This window comes from Cupriavidus sp. 01T418 (genome assembly GCF_056398885.1).
Genome location: NZ_JBFTQG010000020.1, coordinates 39,618 through 54,136 on the forward strand (window position 1 = coordinate 39,618; position 14,519 = coordinate 54,136).

Here is a 14,519-nt window from a genome sequence, read left to right on the forward strand (position 1 = left end):
ATGCGGAATGTTGCAAGGCGTCTGTAAGCAGATTGACGCGCATGGTGCATTCCTCGTAAAATCATGCGGTTTGAAATCCGGCCGGTTCAGAAAAGTTCCGGGTCGGATTAAACAACAAGCAGAGGCAATACGCAGGTGGTTTCAGATCGTCAGGATGCTGGTCGGGAAAAAGACCGGCAGCCGCGTAATGCCTGGGAAGATGACGAGGCAGAGCGCGAGGAAGAGGCGGTCGAACCGCTGTCGCGCGTCGAGGCGGAAACGCTGTTCGGCGAGCGCGCGCTGCGCCCTTCGCGCATGACGCCCGGCAGGGTCGTGCTGGCGCAGGTGGCGGTAACTGTATTGTCGGCCATTGCCTGGCGGCTGTTTGCTGGCGGCAACGCCGGCGCGGCGGGATGGTCCGCACTATTTGGCGGCACGGTGTGTTTCGTGCCCAGCGGCTTCTTTGCCTTGCGTCTGTGGATGTCGCGCGAGCGTCCCTCGATCAGCGGACTGGTGGTCGGCGAGGCGATCAAGGTGTTTGCCACCGCCGCGCTGTTTGTGCTGGTGGTGGTGCTGTACAGCGAGTTGCGCTGGGTTCCGATGCTGGTCACGTTCCTGCTTGCGCTCAAGACCTACTGGGTGGCGCTGGCGATTCGCTGAGGGTGTGTCTCAGGGCAAAGTGGCCAGGTCCGGTAGATCGCATAAGTGTGCTTCCCGTGGAAGTGGGGCACGAAAACGGAATATCAAGCGTTTTTTTGGCGTGGCGCGTCACAACAGTGAAGCGCGGCGCAGGTAAGGTTCAAACGAGCTTGCCCGCGGTGACCAGCAAATGATGCTGAAGGCGGCGCAAGAAGCGTACCGGCAAAATGCCGGCAACTGGTTTCGCAATATTACGGTTCGTTTCGACATGTCAGCTGCTCAAGGCGCCGAACAGGCCCTCACCCCCTCCGGCTATATCGCCGAACACTTGCAGAACCTCAACACGGTTGGCGGCAAGCAAGCCTCCGTCGTTGACTTCAGCGTGATCAACTACGACACCGTATTCTGGTCGGTGCTGTGCGGCTTCATCGCGGTGGCGTTCCTGTACGCCGCCGCCCGCCGTGCCACCCCCGGCGTGCCGGGTCGCTTCCAGGCTTTCGTCGAGATGATCGTCGAGATGGTCGACGATCAGGCCAAGGGCATCATCCATGGCGACCGTTCCTTCATCGCCCCGCTGGCGCTGATGGTGTTCTGCTGGATCACGGTGATGAACGCCATCGACTTGATCCCGGTCGACTGGGTCACCGGCCTGAACGGCCTGCTGGGCATGTTCCACATCCATCTGCCGCACCACCGCGCGGTTGCCACGGCCGACCTGAACGGCACGCTGGGCATGTCGTGCGCCGTGCTGGTGCTGATGATCTATTACAGCTTCAAGATCAAGGGCACGGGCGGTTTCGTTCACGAGCTGCTGTCGGCCCCGTTCGGCGCCAAGTGGTACCTGGCACCGTTCAACCTGATCCTGAACCTGATTGAATTCCTGGCCAAGGCGGTCTCGCTGGGCATGCGGTTGTTCGGCAACATGTACGCCGGCGAACTGATATTCCTGCTGATCGCGCTGCTGGGTTCCATCTGGACGTTTGGTGCGGACCTTTCCGCGCTGGGCTTCGTCGGTCATGTGCTGGCCGGTACGGTATGGGCGATCTTCCACATCCTGATCGTTCTGCTCCAGGCCTTCATTTTCATGATGCTGACGCTGGTGTACATCGGCCAGGCACACGATCACCACTGATTCAAGATTTCCGGTTTTTAGTTTTTTGGTTCCAAGTCTCTTCTCAATTAAAGGAGTAGTCATGCAAGCATATCTCGCCAACATCCAGGGTCTGACCGCCATCGGTATCGGCATCATCATCGGTCTGGGCGCAATCGGCGCCTGCCTGGGTATCGCCCTGATGGGTGGCAAGTACATCGAAGCGTGCGCACGTCAGCCTGAACTGATGAACCCGCTGCAAACCAAGATGTTCCTGCTGGCTGGTCTGATCGATGCAGCATTCCTGATCGGCGTGGGCGTTGCAATGCTGTTCGCATTCGCCAACCCGCTGCTGGCTGTCATCAAGTAATTCTTTTCGGTCTGCATGATGCTGACGGGCGGCGCGGGCCACTTAGCCTGGCCGCCCTTGCGCATTTATCTGTAGTTTGATTACCGAAAGGAACACACCATGAATCTGAACGCAACGTTTTTTGCGCAGATGGTCGTGTTCTTCATCCTGTGGTGGGTAGTTGCCAAATTCATTTGGCCGCCGCTGGTGAAGGCGCTCGACGAACGCGCAAAGAAGATCGCCGATGGCCTCGCCGCCGCCGAAAAAGGCAAGGCTGAACTCGAACTCGCCAACAAGCGTGTGGACCAGGCCCTGGCCGAAGCCCGCACCGAAGGTGCCCAACGCGTCGCTGACGCCGAGAAGCGCGCTCAGTTGACGGCTGACGAGATCAAGCAGAACGCCCAGGCAGAAGCCGCACGCATCATTACCCAGGCCAAGGCCGAAGCCGAACAGCAAGTCACCCGCGCGCGCGAGCAATTGCGCGACCAGGTCGCCGTGCTGGCCGTCAAGGGTGCCGAGCAGATCCTCAAGCGCGAAGTGAACGCGCAGGTCCACGCCGATCTGCTCAATCAACTCAAAGCTGAGCTCTAATCATGGCTGAAACCGCAACCATTGCCCGTCCCTACGCCGAGGCGCTGTTCCGCGTCGCGACCGAGTCGAGCGGCAATCTGGATGCATGGTCCGAGCTGGTGTCGGAAATGGGGCAAGTTGCCGCCAATCCCGACATGAAGGCGGTGGCTGGCGATCCGAAAGTGCAAGGCGACAAGCTGACCGCACTGTTCCTGTCGGCCCTGAAGTCTCCGGTCAACGATGAAGCCAAACGCTTCGTCAACCTGCTGGTGGCTAACCACCGCCTGTCGGTTTTGCCGGAAATCGCCGAGCAGTTCCATGCGCTCAAGAACGACCGTGAAGGGTCGGCCGATGTCGAGATCACGAGTGCCTACCCCATCGAGGGCGCAACGCTGACCGACCTCGTCGCCGCGCTCGAACGCAAGTTCGGCCGCAAGCTGCAGCCTTCGGTTGCGGTGGACCCGTCGCTGATTGGCGGCGTGCGCGTCAAGGTCGGAGACGAAGTGCTCGACACCTCCGTGCGTGCGCGCCTGGCAGCAATGCAAACGGCGCTGACCGCATGATGCGCGTAAGCGCACACCGGCCGACGGATTGAAGAATTAGGAGCATTGTGATGCAACTGAACCCCTCAGAAATCAGCGAGCTGATCAAGTCCCGCATCTCGGGTCTTGGCGCCGACGCTGAAGTGCGCAACACCGGCACGGTAATTTCCGTGACCGATGGTATCTGCCGCGTGCACGGCCTGTCCGGCGTGATGCAGGGCGAGATGCTGGAATTCCCCGGCAACACCTTCGGCCTCGCGCTGAACCTCGAGCGCGACTCTGTCGGCGCCGTGGTGCTGGGCGAGTATGAACACATTTCGGAAGGCGACCCGGTCAAGTGCACCGGCCGCATTCTGGAAGTGCCGGTTGGCAAGGAACTGCTGGGCCGCGTGGTCAACACGCTGGGTCAGCCGATCGACGGCAAGGGCCCGATCAACGCCAAGGAATTTGACGTGATCGAGAAGGTTGCCCCTGGCGTGATCGCACGTCAGTCGGTGAGCCAGCCGGTGCAGACCGGCCTGAAGTCGATCGACGCGATGGTGCCGATCGGCCGTGGCCAGCGCGAGCTGATCATTGGCGACCGCCAGACCGGCAAGACCGCCGTTGCTGTCGACGCCATCATCAACCAGAAGGGCAAGGGCGTTTTCTGCGTCTACGTGGCAATCGGTCAGAAGGCTTCGACCGTGAACAACGTGGTGCGCAAGCTCGAAGAACTGGGCGCGATGGAATACACCATCGTGGTCGCCGCTACCGCTTCGGACTCCGCCGCCATGCAGTACCTGGCTGCCTACGCCGGCTGCACGATGGGCGAGTACTTCCGCGACCGCGGCGAAGACGCGCTGATCGTCTATGACGACCTGACCAAGCAAGCCTGGGCATACCGCCAGGTGTCGCTGCTGCTGCGCCGCCCGCCGGGCCGCGAAGCCTATCCCGGCGACGTGTTCTACCTGCACTCGCGTCTGCTCGAGCGCGCAGCCCGCGTGAACGCCGACTATGTCGAGAAGTTCACCAAGGGTGCCGTGACCGGCAAGACCGGCTCGCTGACCGCGCTGCCCGTGATCGAAACGCAGGCTGGCGACGTGTCCGCTTTCGTGCCGACCAACGTGATCTCGATCACCGACGGCCAGATCTTCCTGGAAACCGACCTGTTCAACGCGGGTATCCGCCCCGCCATCAACGCCGGTATCTCGGTGTCGCGCGTTGGCGGTGCCGCACAGACCAAGGTCGTCAAGAAGCTGTCCGGCGGTATCCGTACCGATCTGGCCCAGTACCGTGAACTGGCTGCGTTCGCGCAGTTCGCTTCCGACCTGGACGATGCCACCCGCAAGCAGCTGGAGCGCGGCCGCCGCGTGACGGAACTGCTCAAGCAGGCTCAATACCTGCCGCTGCAGGTGTGGCAGCTGGCCGCGTCGCTGTACGCAGCCAACAACGGCTTCCTCGACAACGTGGAAGTGAAGGACATTCTCCCGTTCGAGAAGGGCCTGCACGACCATCTGAAGACCAAGTACGCAGACCTCATCAACCGCATCGAAGATACCAAGGATCTGTCGAAGGAAGATGAAGCCGCACTGCGTGCCGCGATCGAGGATTTCAAGAAGTCCGCCGCGTTCTAACCGCGCAATTCCACGAAACTGCGCCGGCACCGTTGCCATGACGGTGCCGCCGCAGCACGAATGGAGAGGAAGATATGGCCGGAACGAAAGAGATTCGAACCAAGATCAAGAGCGTGCAAAACACGCGCAAGATCACCAAGGCGATGGAGATGGTCGCCGCGTCCAAGATGCGCAAGGCGCAGGAACGGATGCGCAACGCCCGTCCTTACGCCGAGAAAGTGCGCAATATCGCGGCGCACCTGGCTGAAGCCAACCCCGAGTTCAAGCACCCCTTCATGGTGGCACGCGAAGTCAAGCGCGCCGGCATGATCGTGGTGACGACCGACAAGGGGCTGTGCGGCGGCATGAACACGAACGTGCTGCGCGCGGTGACCAATGAGCTGCGTGAGCTGCAAGGCCGCAGTGTGCAGGTGCAAAGCACCGCCATTGGTTCCAAGGGCATGCAGTTCCTGGGCCGCATCGGCGCCAAGGTGGTTTCGCACGTGGTGCACCTCGGTGACACCCCGCATCTGGAAAAACTGATCGGTGCGATCAAGGTCCAGCTCGACGCCTTCACCAATGGTGAGGTGGACGCTGTGTACCTGGCTTACACCAAGTTCATCAATACGATGAAGCAGGAGCCGATGGTGGAGCAGCTGCTGCCGCTCCCCGCCGACAAGTTTGCCCAGACCGAAGATGAAAAGCGCGCCTACTCGTGGGATTACATCTACGAGCCCGACGCCCAGACCGTAGTGGAAGAACTGTTGGTCCGCTACGTCGAAGCGCTGGTGTACCAGGCCGTGGCCGAGAACATGGCGTCCGAGCAGTCGGCGCGCATGGTGGCCATGAAGGCGGCATCCGACAATGCCAAGAACGTGATCGGCGAACTGCAACTGGTCTACAACAAGACCCGTCAGGCAGCGATCACCAAGGAACTGTCGGAAATCGTCAGCGGTGCCGCAGCCGTCTAAGGCGTCAAGTATTCAAGCTATCGGAGATACGAAATGAGTATCGGAAATATTGTGCAGTGTATTGGCGCCGTGGTGGACATCGAGTTCCCCCGCGACGCGCTGCCGAAGGTGTATGAAGCGCTCGTGCTGGAAGACAGCAACGAAGCCTCGTTCGCCGAGAAGGGCCTGACCTTCGAAGTGCAGCAACAGCTGGGTGACGGCGTGGTGCGTACCATTGCCCTGGGTTCGTCGGACGGCCTGCGCCGCGGCATGTCGGTGAAGGGCACTGGTGCCCCGATCTCGGTACCGGTTGGCCACGGCACGCTGGGCCGCATCATGGACGTGCTGGGTCGTCCCATCGACGAGGCCGGCCCGATCGCATCGGACGAGCTGCGCTCGATCCACCAGAAGGCCCCGAAGTTCGACGAACTGTCGCCTTCGGTCGACCTGCTGGAAACCGGCATCAAGGTGATCGACCTGGTCTGCCCGTTCGCGAAGGGCGGCAAGGTTGGCCTGTTCGGTGGCGCCGGCGTCGGCAAGACCGTGAACATGATGGAGCTCATCAACAACATCGCCAAGCAGCACAGCGGTTTGTCGGTGTTCGCCGGCGTGGGCGAGCGTACCCGTGAAGGGAACGACTTCTACCACGAAATGAAGGACTCGAACGTTCTCGACAAGGTGGCCATGGTGTTCGGCCAGATGAACGAGCCGCCGGGCAACCGTCTGCGCGTGGCACTGTCCGGCCTGACCATGGCCGAGAAGTTCCGCGATGAAGGCCGTGACATCCTGTTCTTCGTCGACAACATCTACCGCTACACGCTGGCCGGTACCGAAGTGTCCGCACTGCTGGGCCGTATGCCTTCCGCCGTGGGTTACCAGCCGACGCTGGCCGAGGAAATGGGCAAGCTGCAAGAGCGCATCACCTCGACCAAGACCGGCTCGATCACGTCGATCCAGGCCGTGTACGTGCCAGCGGATGACTTGACCGACCCGTCGCCTGCCACCACCTTCCTGCACCTGGACTCGACCGTCGTGCTGTCGCGTGACATCGCCGCGCTGGGTATCTACCCGGCCGTCGATCCGCTCGACTCGACCTCGCGTCAGCTGGATCCGCAGGTCGTGGGTCAAGAGCACTACGACGTGGCCCGTCGCGTGCAGCAAACGCTGCAGCGCTACAAGGAACTGCGCGACATTATCGCGATTCTGGGCATGGACGAACTGTCGCCGGAAGACAAGCAGTCGGTGTCGCGCGCTCGTAAGATCCAGCGTTTCCTGTCGCAGCCCTTCCACGTTGCGGAAGTGTTCACGGGTTCGCCGGGCAAGTACGTCTCGCTGAAGGAAACCATCCGCGGCTTCAAGATGCTGGTGGACGGCGAGTGCGATCACCTGCCGGAGCAGGCGTTCTACATGGTCGGCTCGATCGACGAAGCCTTCGAGAAGGCCAAGAAGCTCCAGTAAGCGGCGTCTTTCGCTTTCAGCGCCATAGTGGCGGTTGCCGTGGACAGCAATGTCGGCGGCGGCCGCGCTCAGCCTGGAGGCGGAATACTTGCTTCCTGGCAACGGGAAGCCGAAGCTTTCAGGGACTAAAGGAATTCACATGGCAACCATTCTTGTAGACGTCGTCAGCGCCGAATCGTCGATTTTCTCCGGTCAGGCGAAGTTCGTGGCGTTGCCGGGCGAGTCGGGCGAGCTGGGTATCCTGCCGGGCCATACGCCGTTGATTACGCGTATCCAGCCGGGTGCGGTGCGCATCGAGAAGGAAGACGGCAGCGAAGAGTTCGTCTTCGTGGCCGGCGGGATTCTCGAAGTCCAGCCCAAGCACGTCACCGTGCTGGCGGATACCGCCATCCGCGGCGGCGACCTCGACGAAGCCAAGGCGCAGGCAGCCAAGCGCGCCGCCGAGGAGCTGATGCAGAACCACAGCGGCGACCTCGACCTGGCACGTGCGCAAGGCGAGCTGGCTGTTGCTACTGCGCAACTGGCGGCCATCGCGCGCCTGCGTCGGAAACGGTAAGAAAAAGTAGTAGCGCCGCGGCTGTTGTTTTTTGGCAGCGGCGAAAAAAAGGCAGCCGGAAGGCTGCCTTTTTTGAATCCCAACGATTATTCTGTCGCTCAGGACAAAAAAAAGCGCGCGGGCCGGGGAGGCTCCGCGCGGACGGGAAAATCCCTTCGAGGGGTCAATTCGAAGGAACGGGTAAGGTCCAGGTCAACCAACAGGCGCCAACCACTTTCTTGGTGGTCCATCAACTGGTCAGCGGTATCGATCGCGTTCAGACGATCCAACCAGCCAGAACCAGTGCGCGCCAATCTCACTCAACCTGATACACCGACCGCAGGCATCGCCTGCGATCCGGTCAATCTGGGTGGGAATGCTTCCTTAGGCTTTCTTCAATGACGCTCTCCCTTTCTCTTGGAGGGAGAGGCGCCGTTCACAAAAACTGATTGTGTTAGGGCATTGTGGGGGAAACTTTTGAGGATGGCAGTAACAAAATGTATCGGTTTGCAATAAGTTGAAAGCGCTGTAACTAAAAAGACGTCTAAACGGGCGAATTAGTGCGCTTGGCATCGCCTGCATCTCCGGGCGCCGGGAACATCACCACATGACCCGGGACGATAGCTTTCGCTGAACTCGCCATCCGCCATGCGGTCCGGCCAACGATTGCCACGTCGCTTTCCTCTGCCGTTTCCCCTGTCGCCCCAACCCCCGCCCATCCCGCGAAAAGCCTTGTCCCGCCTGGCATTGCGGCCCTGTCGACTGCCTCGCTGCCGGCTGGCGGCTTCGTCTGCGCCACCGGGCCACAAGCCGCCAAAGGCATACCGTGGCAAGGCGAAGTCGACGGCGGTGTGCAGGTATCGCTGACGATATTTCCGCATGCCGGAACCGGCGGGCTCGACGGCACCGTGCGTTACGATTCAATACGCGCCGCCGCGCCCCGTCAACTCGATGGCCAATTGACAGCGGCAGGACGGTTGCGTGCCCACGAGCGCGACGTCGTTAATGCGACCGCCGAGTATCCTGTGCCTCATTATGGTGCGCGTTTCGAGGGCGCGGTCTCCGCCGATGGGCTGAGTGCAGCCGGCCAATGGATTGAGCTGCGCCCGCCCGGCCGGCACCGACCGCGACAAATTCCCCGAACCCAACGAGAAGGAACAGACGTGAGCGAGATGCAAACCGCCATACGCGGCATGCTGGCGCTGAAGACGGTAGCGGTGGTTGGCCTGTCCGACCAGCCCGAGCGCGCCAGTCACCAGGTGGCCACCTTCCTGCAGCGCCACGGCTACCGCATCGTGCCGGTCAATCCACGTCATGCCGGCGAGCGCATCCTGGGCGAAACCTGTCACGCCAGCCTGGTCGATGCCGCCGCGGCGCTGGCTGAGTCAGGGCAGCGCATCGAATGGGTCGACATCTTCCGCCGCGCGGCCGACGTGCCGCCGGTGGTCGAGGACGCCATCGCCATAGGTGCCCGTGGCGTCTGGCTTCAGCTCGGCATCGTCAATGACGACGCCTTCGGCCGGGCTTGCGCCGCCGGCTTGCTGGCGGTGCAGGACCGCTGCAGCAAGATCGAACTGATGCGCCTCGCCCCCTGATGCCGCTACACTAGCCAACCAGCCTGAACCAGCGCAAGCCAGCACCAAGCCCATGGCCATCGATCCCCAACTCCTCGACTACTATCGCCGGCTCGCCGAGCGCTATGCCGGCCAGCCGGTGCCGGCCGATGCATCAGGCCTGCGCGCGCGCTTCGCCGAAATCGCGGCCACTTCCATGACGCCGGACCCCGATGGCATCGTGGCCACCGAGATGGAGATCCCGTTGCCGGGACGCACCCTGGCGGCGCGCCTGTTCAGGCCGGCGGGCGTGGCCGAGCCGCGCCTGATCGTTTACTTCCACGGCGGCGGCTGGGTGGTCGGTTCGCACGACACGCACCGCAGCGTGGCAGCGCTGCTGGCTGCCGATACCGGCTGCGCGGTCGCCAGCGTGGATTACCGGCTGGCGCCGGAATATCCCTTCCCCGCGCCCTGCGACGATGCGCTGGAAGCGACCCTGTGGTTCGCCGAGCAGCGCGTACGCCTGCGCCTGGACCCGGCCTTCCTGGCCGTGGCCGGCGACAGCGCGGGCGGCCATCTGGCTGCGCAGGCCGCGCGCTGGGCCAATGCGCATGCCCGTCCTGGCCTGGTCAACGCCCAGTTGCTGATTTATCCCGTGACGGCACCGGTGCTGGCCACCGAGAGCTATCGCGCCTTCGCGGATGGCCCTGGCCTCACGCGTGACGAAATGGCGTGGTTCTGGACCGCGTTCATCGGTGCCGAGCGCCTCGCCGCCGGCGCCGCCATCGAGGACACGCGCATCCACCTGATGGGCGCCGCCCCCAAGCATCTGCCGCCGGCCAGCGTGGTGATGGTCGCGGCACACGACGTGCTGCGCGACGACGGCCTGGCCTATGCCGACTACCTGGTGCGCTATGGCGCGCCGGTGATCACGCTGGAGGCGAGCGGCATGACGCATGGCTTTGCCCGGCTGCAGCCCGATGTGCCGCGCGCGCGCGAATGGATGCGCCGCGCCGCGCTGGCGTTCAAGGAACTGGCGGCGGATATCTGAGCAGGCGGCTACAAGACCGCCGGCAGCGACCGGCCATCCCGTAAAATGGCGGTCTTACGAGGATGACCATGACCGCATTGCAGAACGATACCTTCCTGCGCGCGCTGCGCCGGCAACCGACCGAGTACACCCCGCTGTGGCTGATGCGTCAGGCTGGGCGCTACCTGCCCGAATACAACGCCACGCGCGCTCGTGCCGGCAGCTTCCTCGGCCTGGCCAAGAACCCGGCCTTCGCGACCGAAGTCACCCTGCAACCGCTCGAGCGCTATCCGCTCGACGCGGCCATCCTCTTCTCCGACATCCTGACCGTGCCCGACGCCATGGGCCTGGGCCTGTCGTTCGCGCAAGGCGAGGGGCCGCGTTTCGCGCACCCATTGCGCACCGAAGGTGATGTCAGGAAACTGGCCGTGCCGGACATGGCCTCGCTCTCCTATGTGTTCGACGCGGTCAGCGAGATCCGCCGCGCCCTGGTGCAGGACGGCCGCCAGCGTGTGCCGCTGATCGGTTTCTCGGGCAGCCCCTGGACGCTGGCCTGCTACATGGTCGAAGGCGCCGGCTCCTCCGATTTCCGCACGGTCAAGGCCATGATGTACAGCCGCCCGGACCTGATGCACCGCATCCTGGAGATCAATGCCAAGGCTGTCTCGGCCTATCTGAACGCGCAGATCGAGGCGGGCGCGCAGGCGGTGATGCTGTTCGATACCTGGGGCGGCACGCTGGCCGACGGCATGTACCAGGCGTTCTCGCTGGCCTATATGCGCCAGGTGCTGGCCGGCCTGAAGCGCGAGCATGACGGCCAGCAGGTGCCGGCCATCGTGTTCACCAAGGGCGGCGGACTGTGGCTGGAAGAACTCACCGACATTGGCGCCGATGCGCTGGGACTGGACTGGACGGTCAACCTGGCGCAGGCGCGCCGCCGCACCGGCGGCAAGGTTGCGCTGCAGGGCAATATCGACCCCAATGTGCTGTTTGCGCCGGAGGCCGCCATTCGCGAGCAGGTGCGTGGTGTACTCGATAGCTATGCCGCCGGCGGCGGTAGCGATGGTCACGTCTTCAACCTCGGTCACGGCATTTCCCAGTTCACGCCGCCCGAGAATGTGACGGTGCTGGTGGACGAGGTACATCGCTACAGCCGGCAGCTGCGTGCCGCCGCGAGGTGACAGGTGGTGCACGTCATCCTTCCGGCCCGAGGATACAGCCTGTGCGGCGCAGCGAGCCGGCCTCGCGCACCGCGCTGGCGCGGGCGGGTGCCGGGTGAGGCCTGCAAGAAGCGCTGTCAAGTAAACTATTTTGCAATATTTCGCCCTTTCGGTGCCGGTTCGCGCTTGTCAAGGCTTGACTTATGCACATCAATGGGTTTTCCGCAGTGCAAGAGCGGGTTAGTCCTTAACTCATCTGAGGGGGGTCTCCAAGTCCTTGATTTGCAAGGGATTGCATCTGGTCCGGCTCGGTCTGCCATGCCCATGAAAGCCTTGTTTTACGCGCCTTGGCGGGAACTCCGGGCGAGTTTTCAACAAAGTTATCCACAGGCCGTGTCCGGCGCCGGGAAAACCAGCGATCTATCATCGACTTAGGGGCATATTTGAAGCGTTACTTTAAGTTGATGTTGCGCCGCACACTGAATTGGGCCGAAAAGCCGTTCGGCGCCGGTCTGCACACGCTTCGGGCCTGCCTGCCCCATTCTGGCCCGTACCTGCCGCTGCGCTCGTTCCCCGGGCCGGGAGCCTCGGTGTGACGTCGGCGGCGATCCCTGAGGACACCGCAGCTGCGCCGGCAAGTTCGTCCGGCGCGGATGGCGAACCCGCGACCGTGGTCCAGGTGGCGCTCGATACGCCGGCCGACGACGTCTTCGACTATCTTGCCGGCCCGGAAGTGCAGCCCGGCGAACTGGTGGCGGTGCCGTTCGGCCGCCGCATGCTGGTGGGCGTGGCGGTATCGCGTTGTGCGCACTCCGACGTACCTGCCGAGCGCCTGCGCCCCGTTGCCCAGCACCTTGACTGGCTGCCGCCGCTCGGGGCGCACTGGATCGCGCTGGCGGAGTTTGCAGCCCGCTACTACCACCGCTGCCTGGGCGAGGTCATGCTGCCCGCGCTGCCGCCCGCGCTGCGCGAGGCCGAAGGCTGGGCACGGCTGTCGCTGCGCGCCCGCAGCGAGCATTACCGCGTGGTTCCGGGGCAGGACGCGGCCTTGCTGGCCGCGGTACCGCCGCGCGCCCGCACCGTGCTGGCGCTGGCGCAGGCGCTGGTGGCCGCCGCCGCGCACGGGCAGGCCCTGTCCGCCGCCGAGGCGCGCGTCCTCTGCAGCGCTGCCCCCCCGCGCCTGGCCGAGTGGGGCGAGGCCGGCTGGGTAAGCTCCGAGCGTGCCGACCAGCCCTTGCTCGGCACGCCCGCGGCAGCCGCGCCGTCCGCCGCACCGCCGCTGCACGATGAGCAGCGCGTGGCCGTGGAGGCGATCGCGCAGGCCGCGGGATTCTCGCCCTTCCTGCTCCATGGCGTGACCGGTAGCGGCAAGACCGAGGTCTACCTGCACGCCATGGCCGAAGTGCTGGTGCGCGACACACAGGCGCAGGTGTTGATGCTGGTACCCGAAATCAACCTGACGCCGCAATTGCAGGGCCGCATCGCCGCGCGCTTCCCGCATCTGCCGCTGGCGGTGCTGCACAGCGGCCTGGCCGACCAGGAGCGCACCCTGCAATGGCTGGCCGCGCACCGCGGCGAGGCCCGCATCGTGCTGGGGACGCGCCTGGCGGTCATGGCCTCGATGCCGCACCTGGCGCTGATCGTGGTCGACGAGGAGCACGACACCTCCTACAAGCAGCAGGAGGGCCTGCGCTACTCCGCGCGCGATCTCGCGGTATGGCGTGCCAAGCAGCTCGGCACCGCGGTGGTACTGGGCTCGGCCACGCCGTCGATGGAATCCTGGTGGCGGGCCGAGCAGGGCACCTACCGCAAGCTGGTGCTGCGCGAGCGCGCCCAGACCGATGCCACGCTGCCCACGGTGCGCCTGATCGATATCAACCAGGAGCGCCAGCGCCAGCGCGCGCTCTACGAAGGCCTGTCGGTGCCCTTGCTCAACGCCATCGACGCCCGGCTGCAGCGCGGCGAGCAGAGCCTGCTCTTCCTCAACCGGCGCGGCTACGCCCCGGTGCTGGCCTGCGACAGCTGCGGCTGGCTCTCCGGCTGCCCGCGCTGCTCGGCCTACCTGGTGCTGCACCGGCCGGAGCGCCGCCTGCGCTGTCACCACTGCGGCCTGGAGTCGCCGGTGCCCCATCACTGCCCGGACTGTGGAAATGTGGATGTTGCGCCGCTCGGTCGAGGCACTCAGCGCATCGAGGAGGCCCTGGCCGCGCGCTTCCCGCAAGCGCGCATTGCCCGCATCGACGCCGATTCCACGCGCCGCAAGGGCAGCGCCCAGGCCATGTTCGACGAAGTGCACGCGGGCGAGGTCGACATCCTGGTCGGCACGCAGATGGTGGCCAAGGGGCACGACTTCCAGCGGGTGACGCTGGTCGGCATCGTTCATCCCGACGCCGCCATGTTCAGCCATGACTTCCGCGCCGCCGAGCACCTGTTTGCCTCCCTGATGCAGGTGGCCGGCCGTGCCGGACGGGCAGGGCTGGCTGGTGAAGTCCTGATCCAGACGCGTTATCCGGATGCATCGGCATTGCAGGCATTGGTACGCCATGACTATGATGGATTCGCGGCAACGCAGTTGCGCGAGCGCCGGCAGGCCGGGTTGCCCCCGTTTGCCTACCAGGTGCTTGTCACGGCCGACCACGCCCAGCTGGAACGCGCGCTGGCCTTCCTGCAGAGCGCGCGCAACCGGGCCGATGCGTGCCGTATGGCAGCGGAGGTGCAACTCCATGACCCGGTGCCGATGTCAATGGTGCGCGTGTTCAACCGGGAGCGCGCGCAGATGCTGGTAGAAAGTACGTCACGTCTTGCACTGCAACGTTTTATCAGCGAGTGGGTACAGACTTTCAGCGATGCCGTGGCCGATGCCAAAGGCGTGCGCTGGCAGCTGGAGATCGATCCCTTGCGAATTTGATTGCGATTCGGATGCGCCGAGGCCAGCGCAGCACCAGGTACGGTGCAACCCATATTTTTGATCGATATGAGTGGTTGTACTAAGTTGCACCTACGGTTTGCCCCAGAGTATGATCGCGCCCATCTGCCGGGTTCCTCGCGGTATCGGGAACCGGCGCTCGCGTC

Annotated in this window: 13 protein-coding genes; all 13 read left to right on the plus strand. The window is 64.0% G+C overall.

Going from position 1 to position 14,519, the window contains the following annotated elements; translation table 11 throughout:
- Nucleotides 1-135 precede the first annotated feature (135 nt).
- The 13 genes from AC1DQ3_RS19875 to AC1DQ3_RS19935 all read left to right on the plus strand — a co-directional run bounded on the left by AC1DQ3_RS19875 (nucleotide 136) and on the right by AC1DQ3_RS19935 (nucleotide 14,355).
- A complete protein-coding gene (locus AC1DQ3_RS19875; protein WP_477121867.1) occupies nucleotides 136-639 on the plus strand; it encodes an ATP synthase subunit I in 504 nt (167 codons plus the stop codon).
- Nucleotides 640-886: 247 nt separating this feature from the next.
- Nucleotides 887-1,750: a F0F1 ATP synthase subunit A gene (gene atpB, locus AC1DQ3_RS19880; RefSeq protein ID WP_477121868.1), complete on the plus strand. Its 864-nt coding sequence runs from the start codon at nucleotides 887-889 to the stop codon at nucleotides 1,748-1,750.
- A 61-nt stretch (nucleotides 1,751-1,811) separates the two neighbouring features.
- Entirely contained in the window at nucleotides 1,812-2,078 is a 267-nt protein-coding gene (atpE, locus tag AC1DQ3_RS19885) for a F0F1 ATP synthase subunit C (protein ID WP_006157246.1), read from the plus strand.
- A gap of 99 nt (nucleotides 2,079-2,177) precedes the next feature.
- Complete coding sequence (locus tag AC1DQ3_RS19890) at nucleotides 2,178-2,648, plus strand: F0F1 ATP synthase subunit B (RefSeq protein ID WP_477121869.1); 471 nt, start codon at nucleotides 2,178-2,180, stop codon at nucleotides 2,646-2,648.
- A 2-nt stretch (nucleotides 2,649-2,650) separates the two neighbouring features.
- Nucleotides 2,651-3,190, plus strand: a complete 540-nt coding sequence (locus AC1DQ3_RS19895; protein WP_477121870.1) for a F0F1 ATP synthase subunit delta — start codon at nucleotides 2,651-2,653, stop codon at nucleotides 3,188-3,190.
- A 50-nt stretch (nucleotides 3,191-3,240) separates the two neighbouring features.
- Nucleotides 3,241-4,782: a F0F1 ATP synthase subunit alpha gene (atpA, locus tag AC1DQ3_RS19900; protein WP_477121871.1), complete on the plus strand. Its 1,542-nt coding sequence runs from the start codon at nucleotides 3,241-3,243 to the stop codon at nucleotides 4,780-4,782.
- Between the two features lie 74 nt (nucleotides 4,783-4,856).
- Complete coding sequence (gene atpG, locus AC1DQ3_RS19905) at nucleotides 4,857-5,732, plus strand: F0F1 ATP synthase subunit gamma (RefSeq protein WP_477121872.1); 876 nt, start codon at nucleotides 4,857-4,859, stop codon at nucleotides 5,730-5,732.
- A 33-nt stretch (nucleotides 5,733-5,765) separates the two neighbouring features.
- Entirely contained in the window at nucleotides 5,766-7,169 is a 1,404-nt protein-coding gene (atpD, locus tag AC1DQ3_RS19910) for a F0F1 ATP synthase subunit beta (RefSeq protein ID WP_477121873.1), read from the plus strand.
- 139 nt (nucleotides 7,170-7,308) lie between these two features.
- On the plus strand, nucleotides 7,309-7,725 hold the full coding sequence (locus tag AC1DQ3_RS19915; RefSeq protein ID WP_477121874.1) for a F0F1 ATP synthase subunit epsilon: 417 nt from the start codon (nucleotides 7,309-7,311) through the stop codon (nucleotides 7,723-7,725).
- 1,151 nt (nucleotides 7,726-8,876) lie between these two features.
- Nucleotides 8,877-9,299, plus strand: a complete 423-nt coding sequence (locus AC1DQ3_RS19920; RefSeq protein WP_477121935.1) for a CoA-binding protein — start codon at nucleotides 8,877-8,879, stop codon at nucleotides 9,297-9,299.
- Nucleotides 9,300-9,351: 52 nt separating this feature from the next.
- Complete coding sequence (locus tag AC1DQ3_RS19925; protein ID WP_477121875.1) at nucleotides 9,352-10,308, plus strand: alpha/beta hydrolase; 957 nt, start codon at nucleotides 9,352-9,354, stop codon at nucleotides 10,306-10,308.
- A 62-nt stretch (nucleotides 10,309-10,370) separates the two neighbouring features.
- Nucleotides 10,371-11,468: a uroporphyrinogen decarboxylase gene (gene hemE, locus AC1DQ3_RS19930; protein WP_477121876.1), complete on the plus strand. Its 1,098-nt coding sequence runs from the start codon at nucleotides 10,371-10,373 to the stop codon at nucleotides 11,466-11,468.
- Nucleotides 11,469-12,039: 571 nt separating this feature from the next.
- Nucleotides 12,040-14,355, plus strand: a complete 2,316-nt coding sequence (locus tag AC1DQ3_RS19935; protein ID WP_477121877.1) for a primosomal protein N' — start codon at nucleotides 12,040-12,042, stop codon at nucleotides 14,353-14,355.
- The last annotated feature ends 164 nt before the right edge of the window (nucleotides 14,356-14,519 follow it).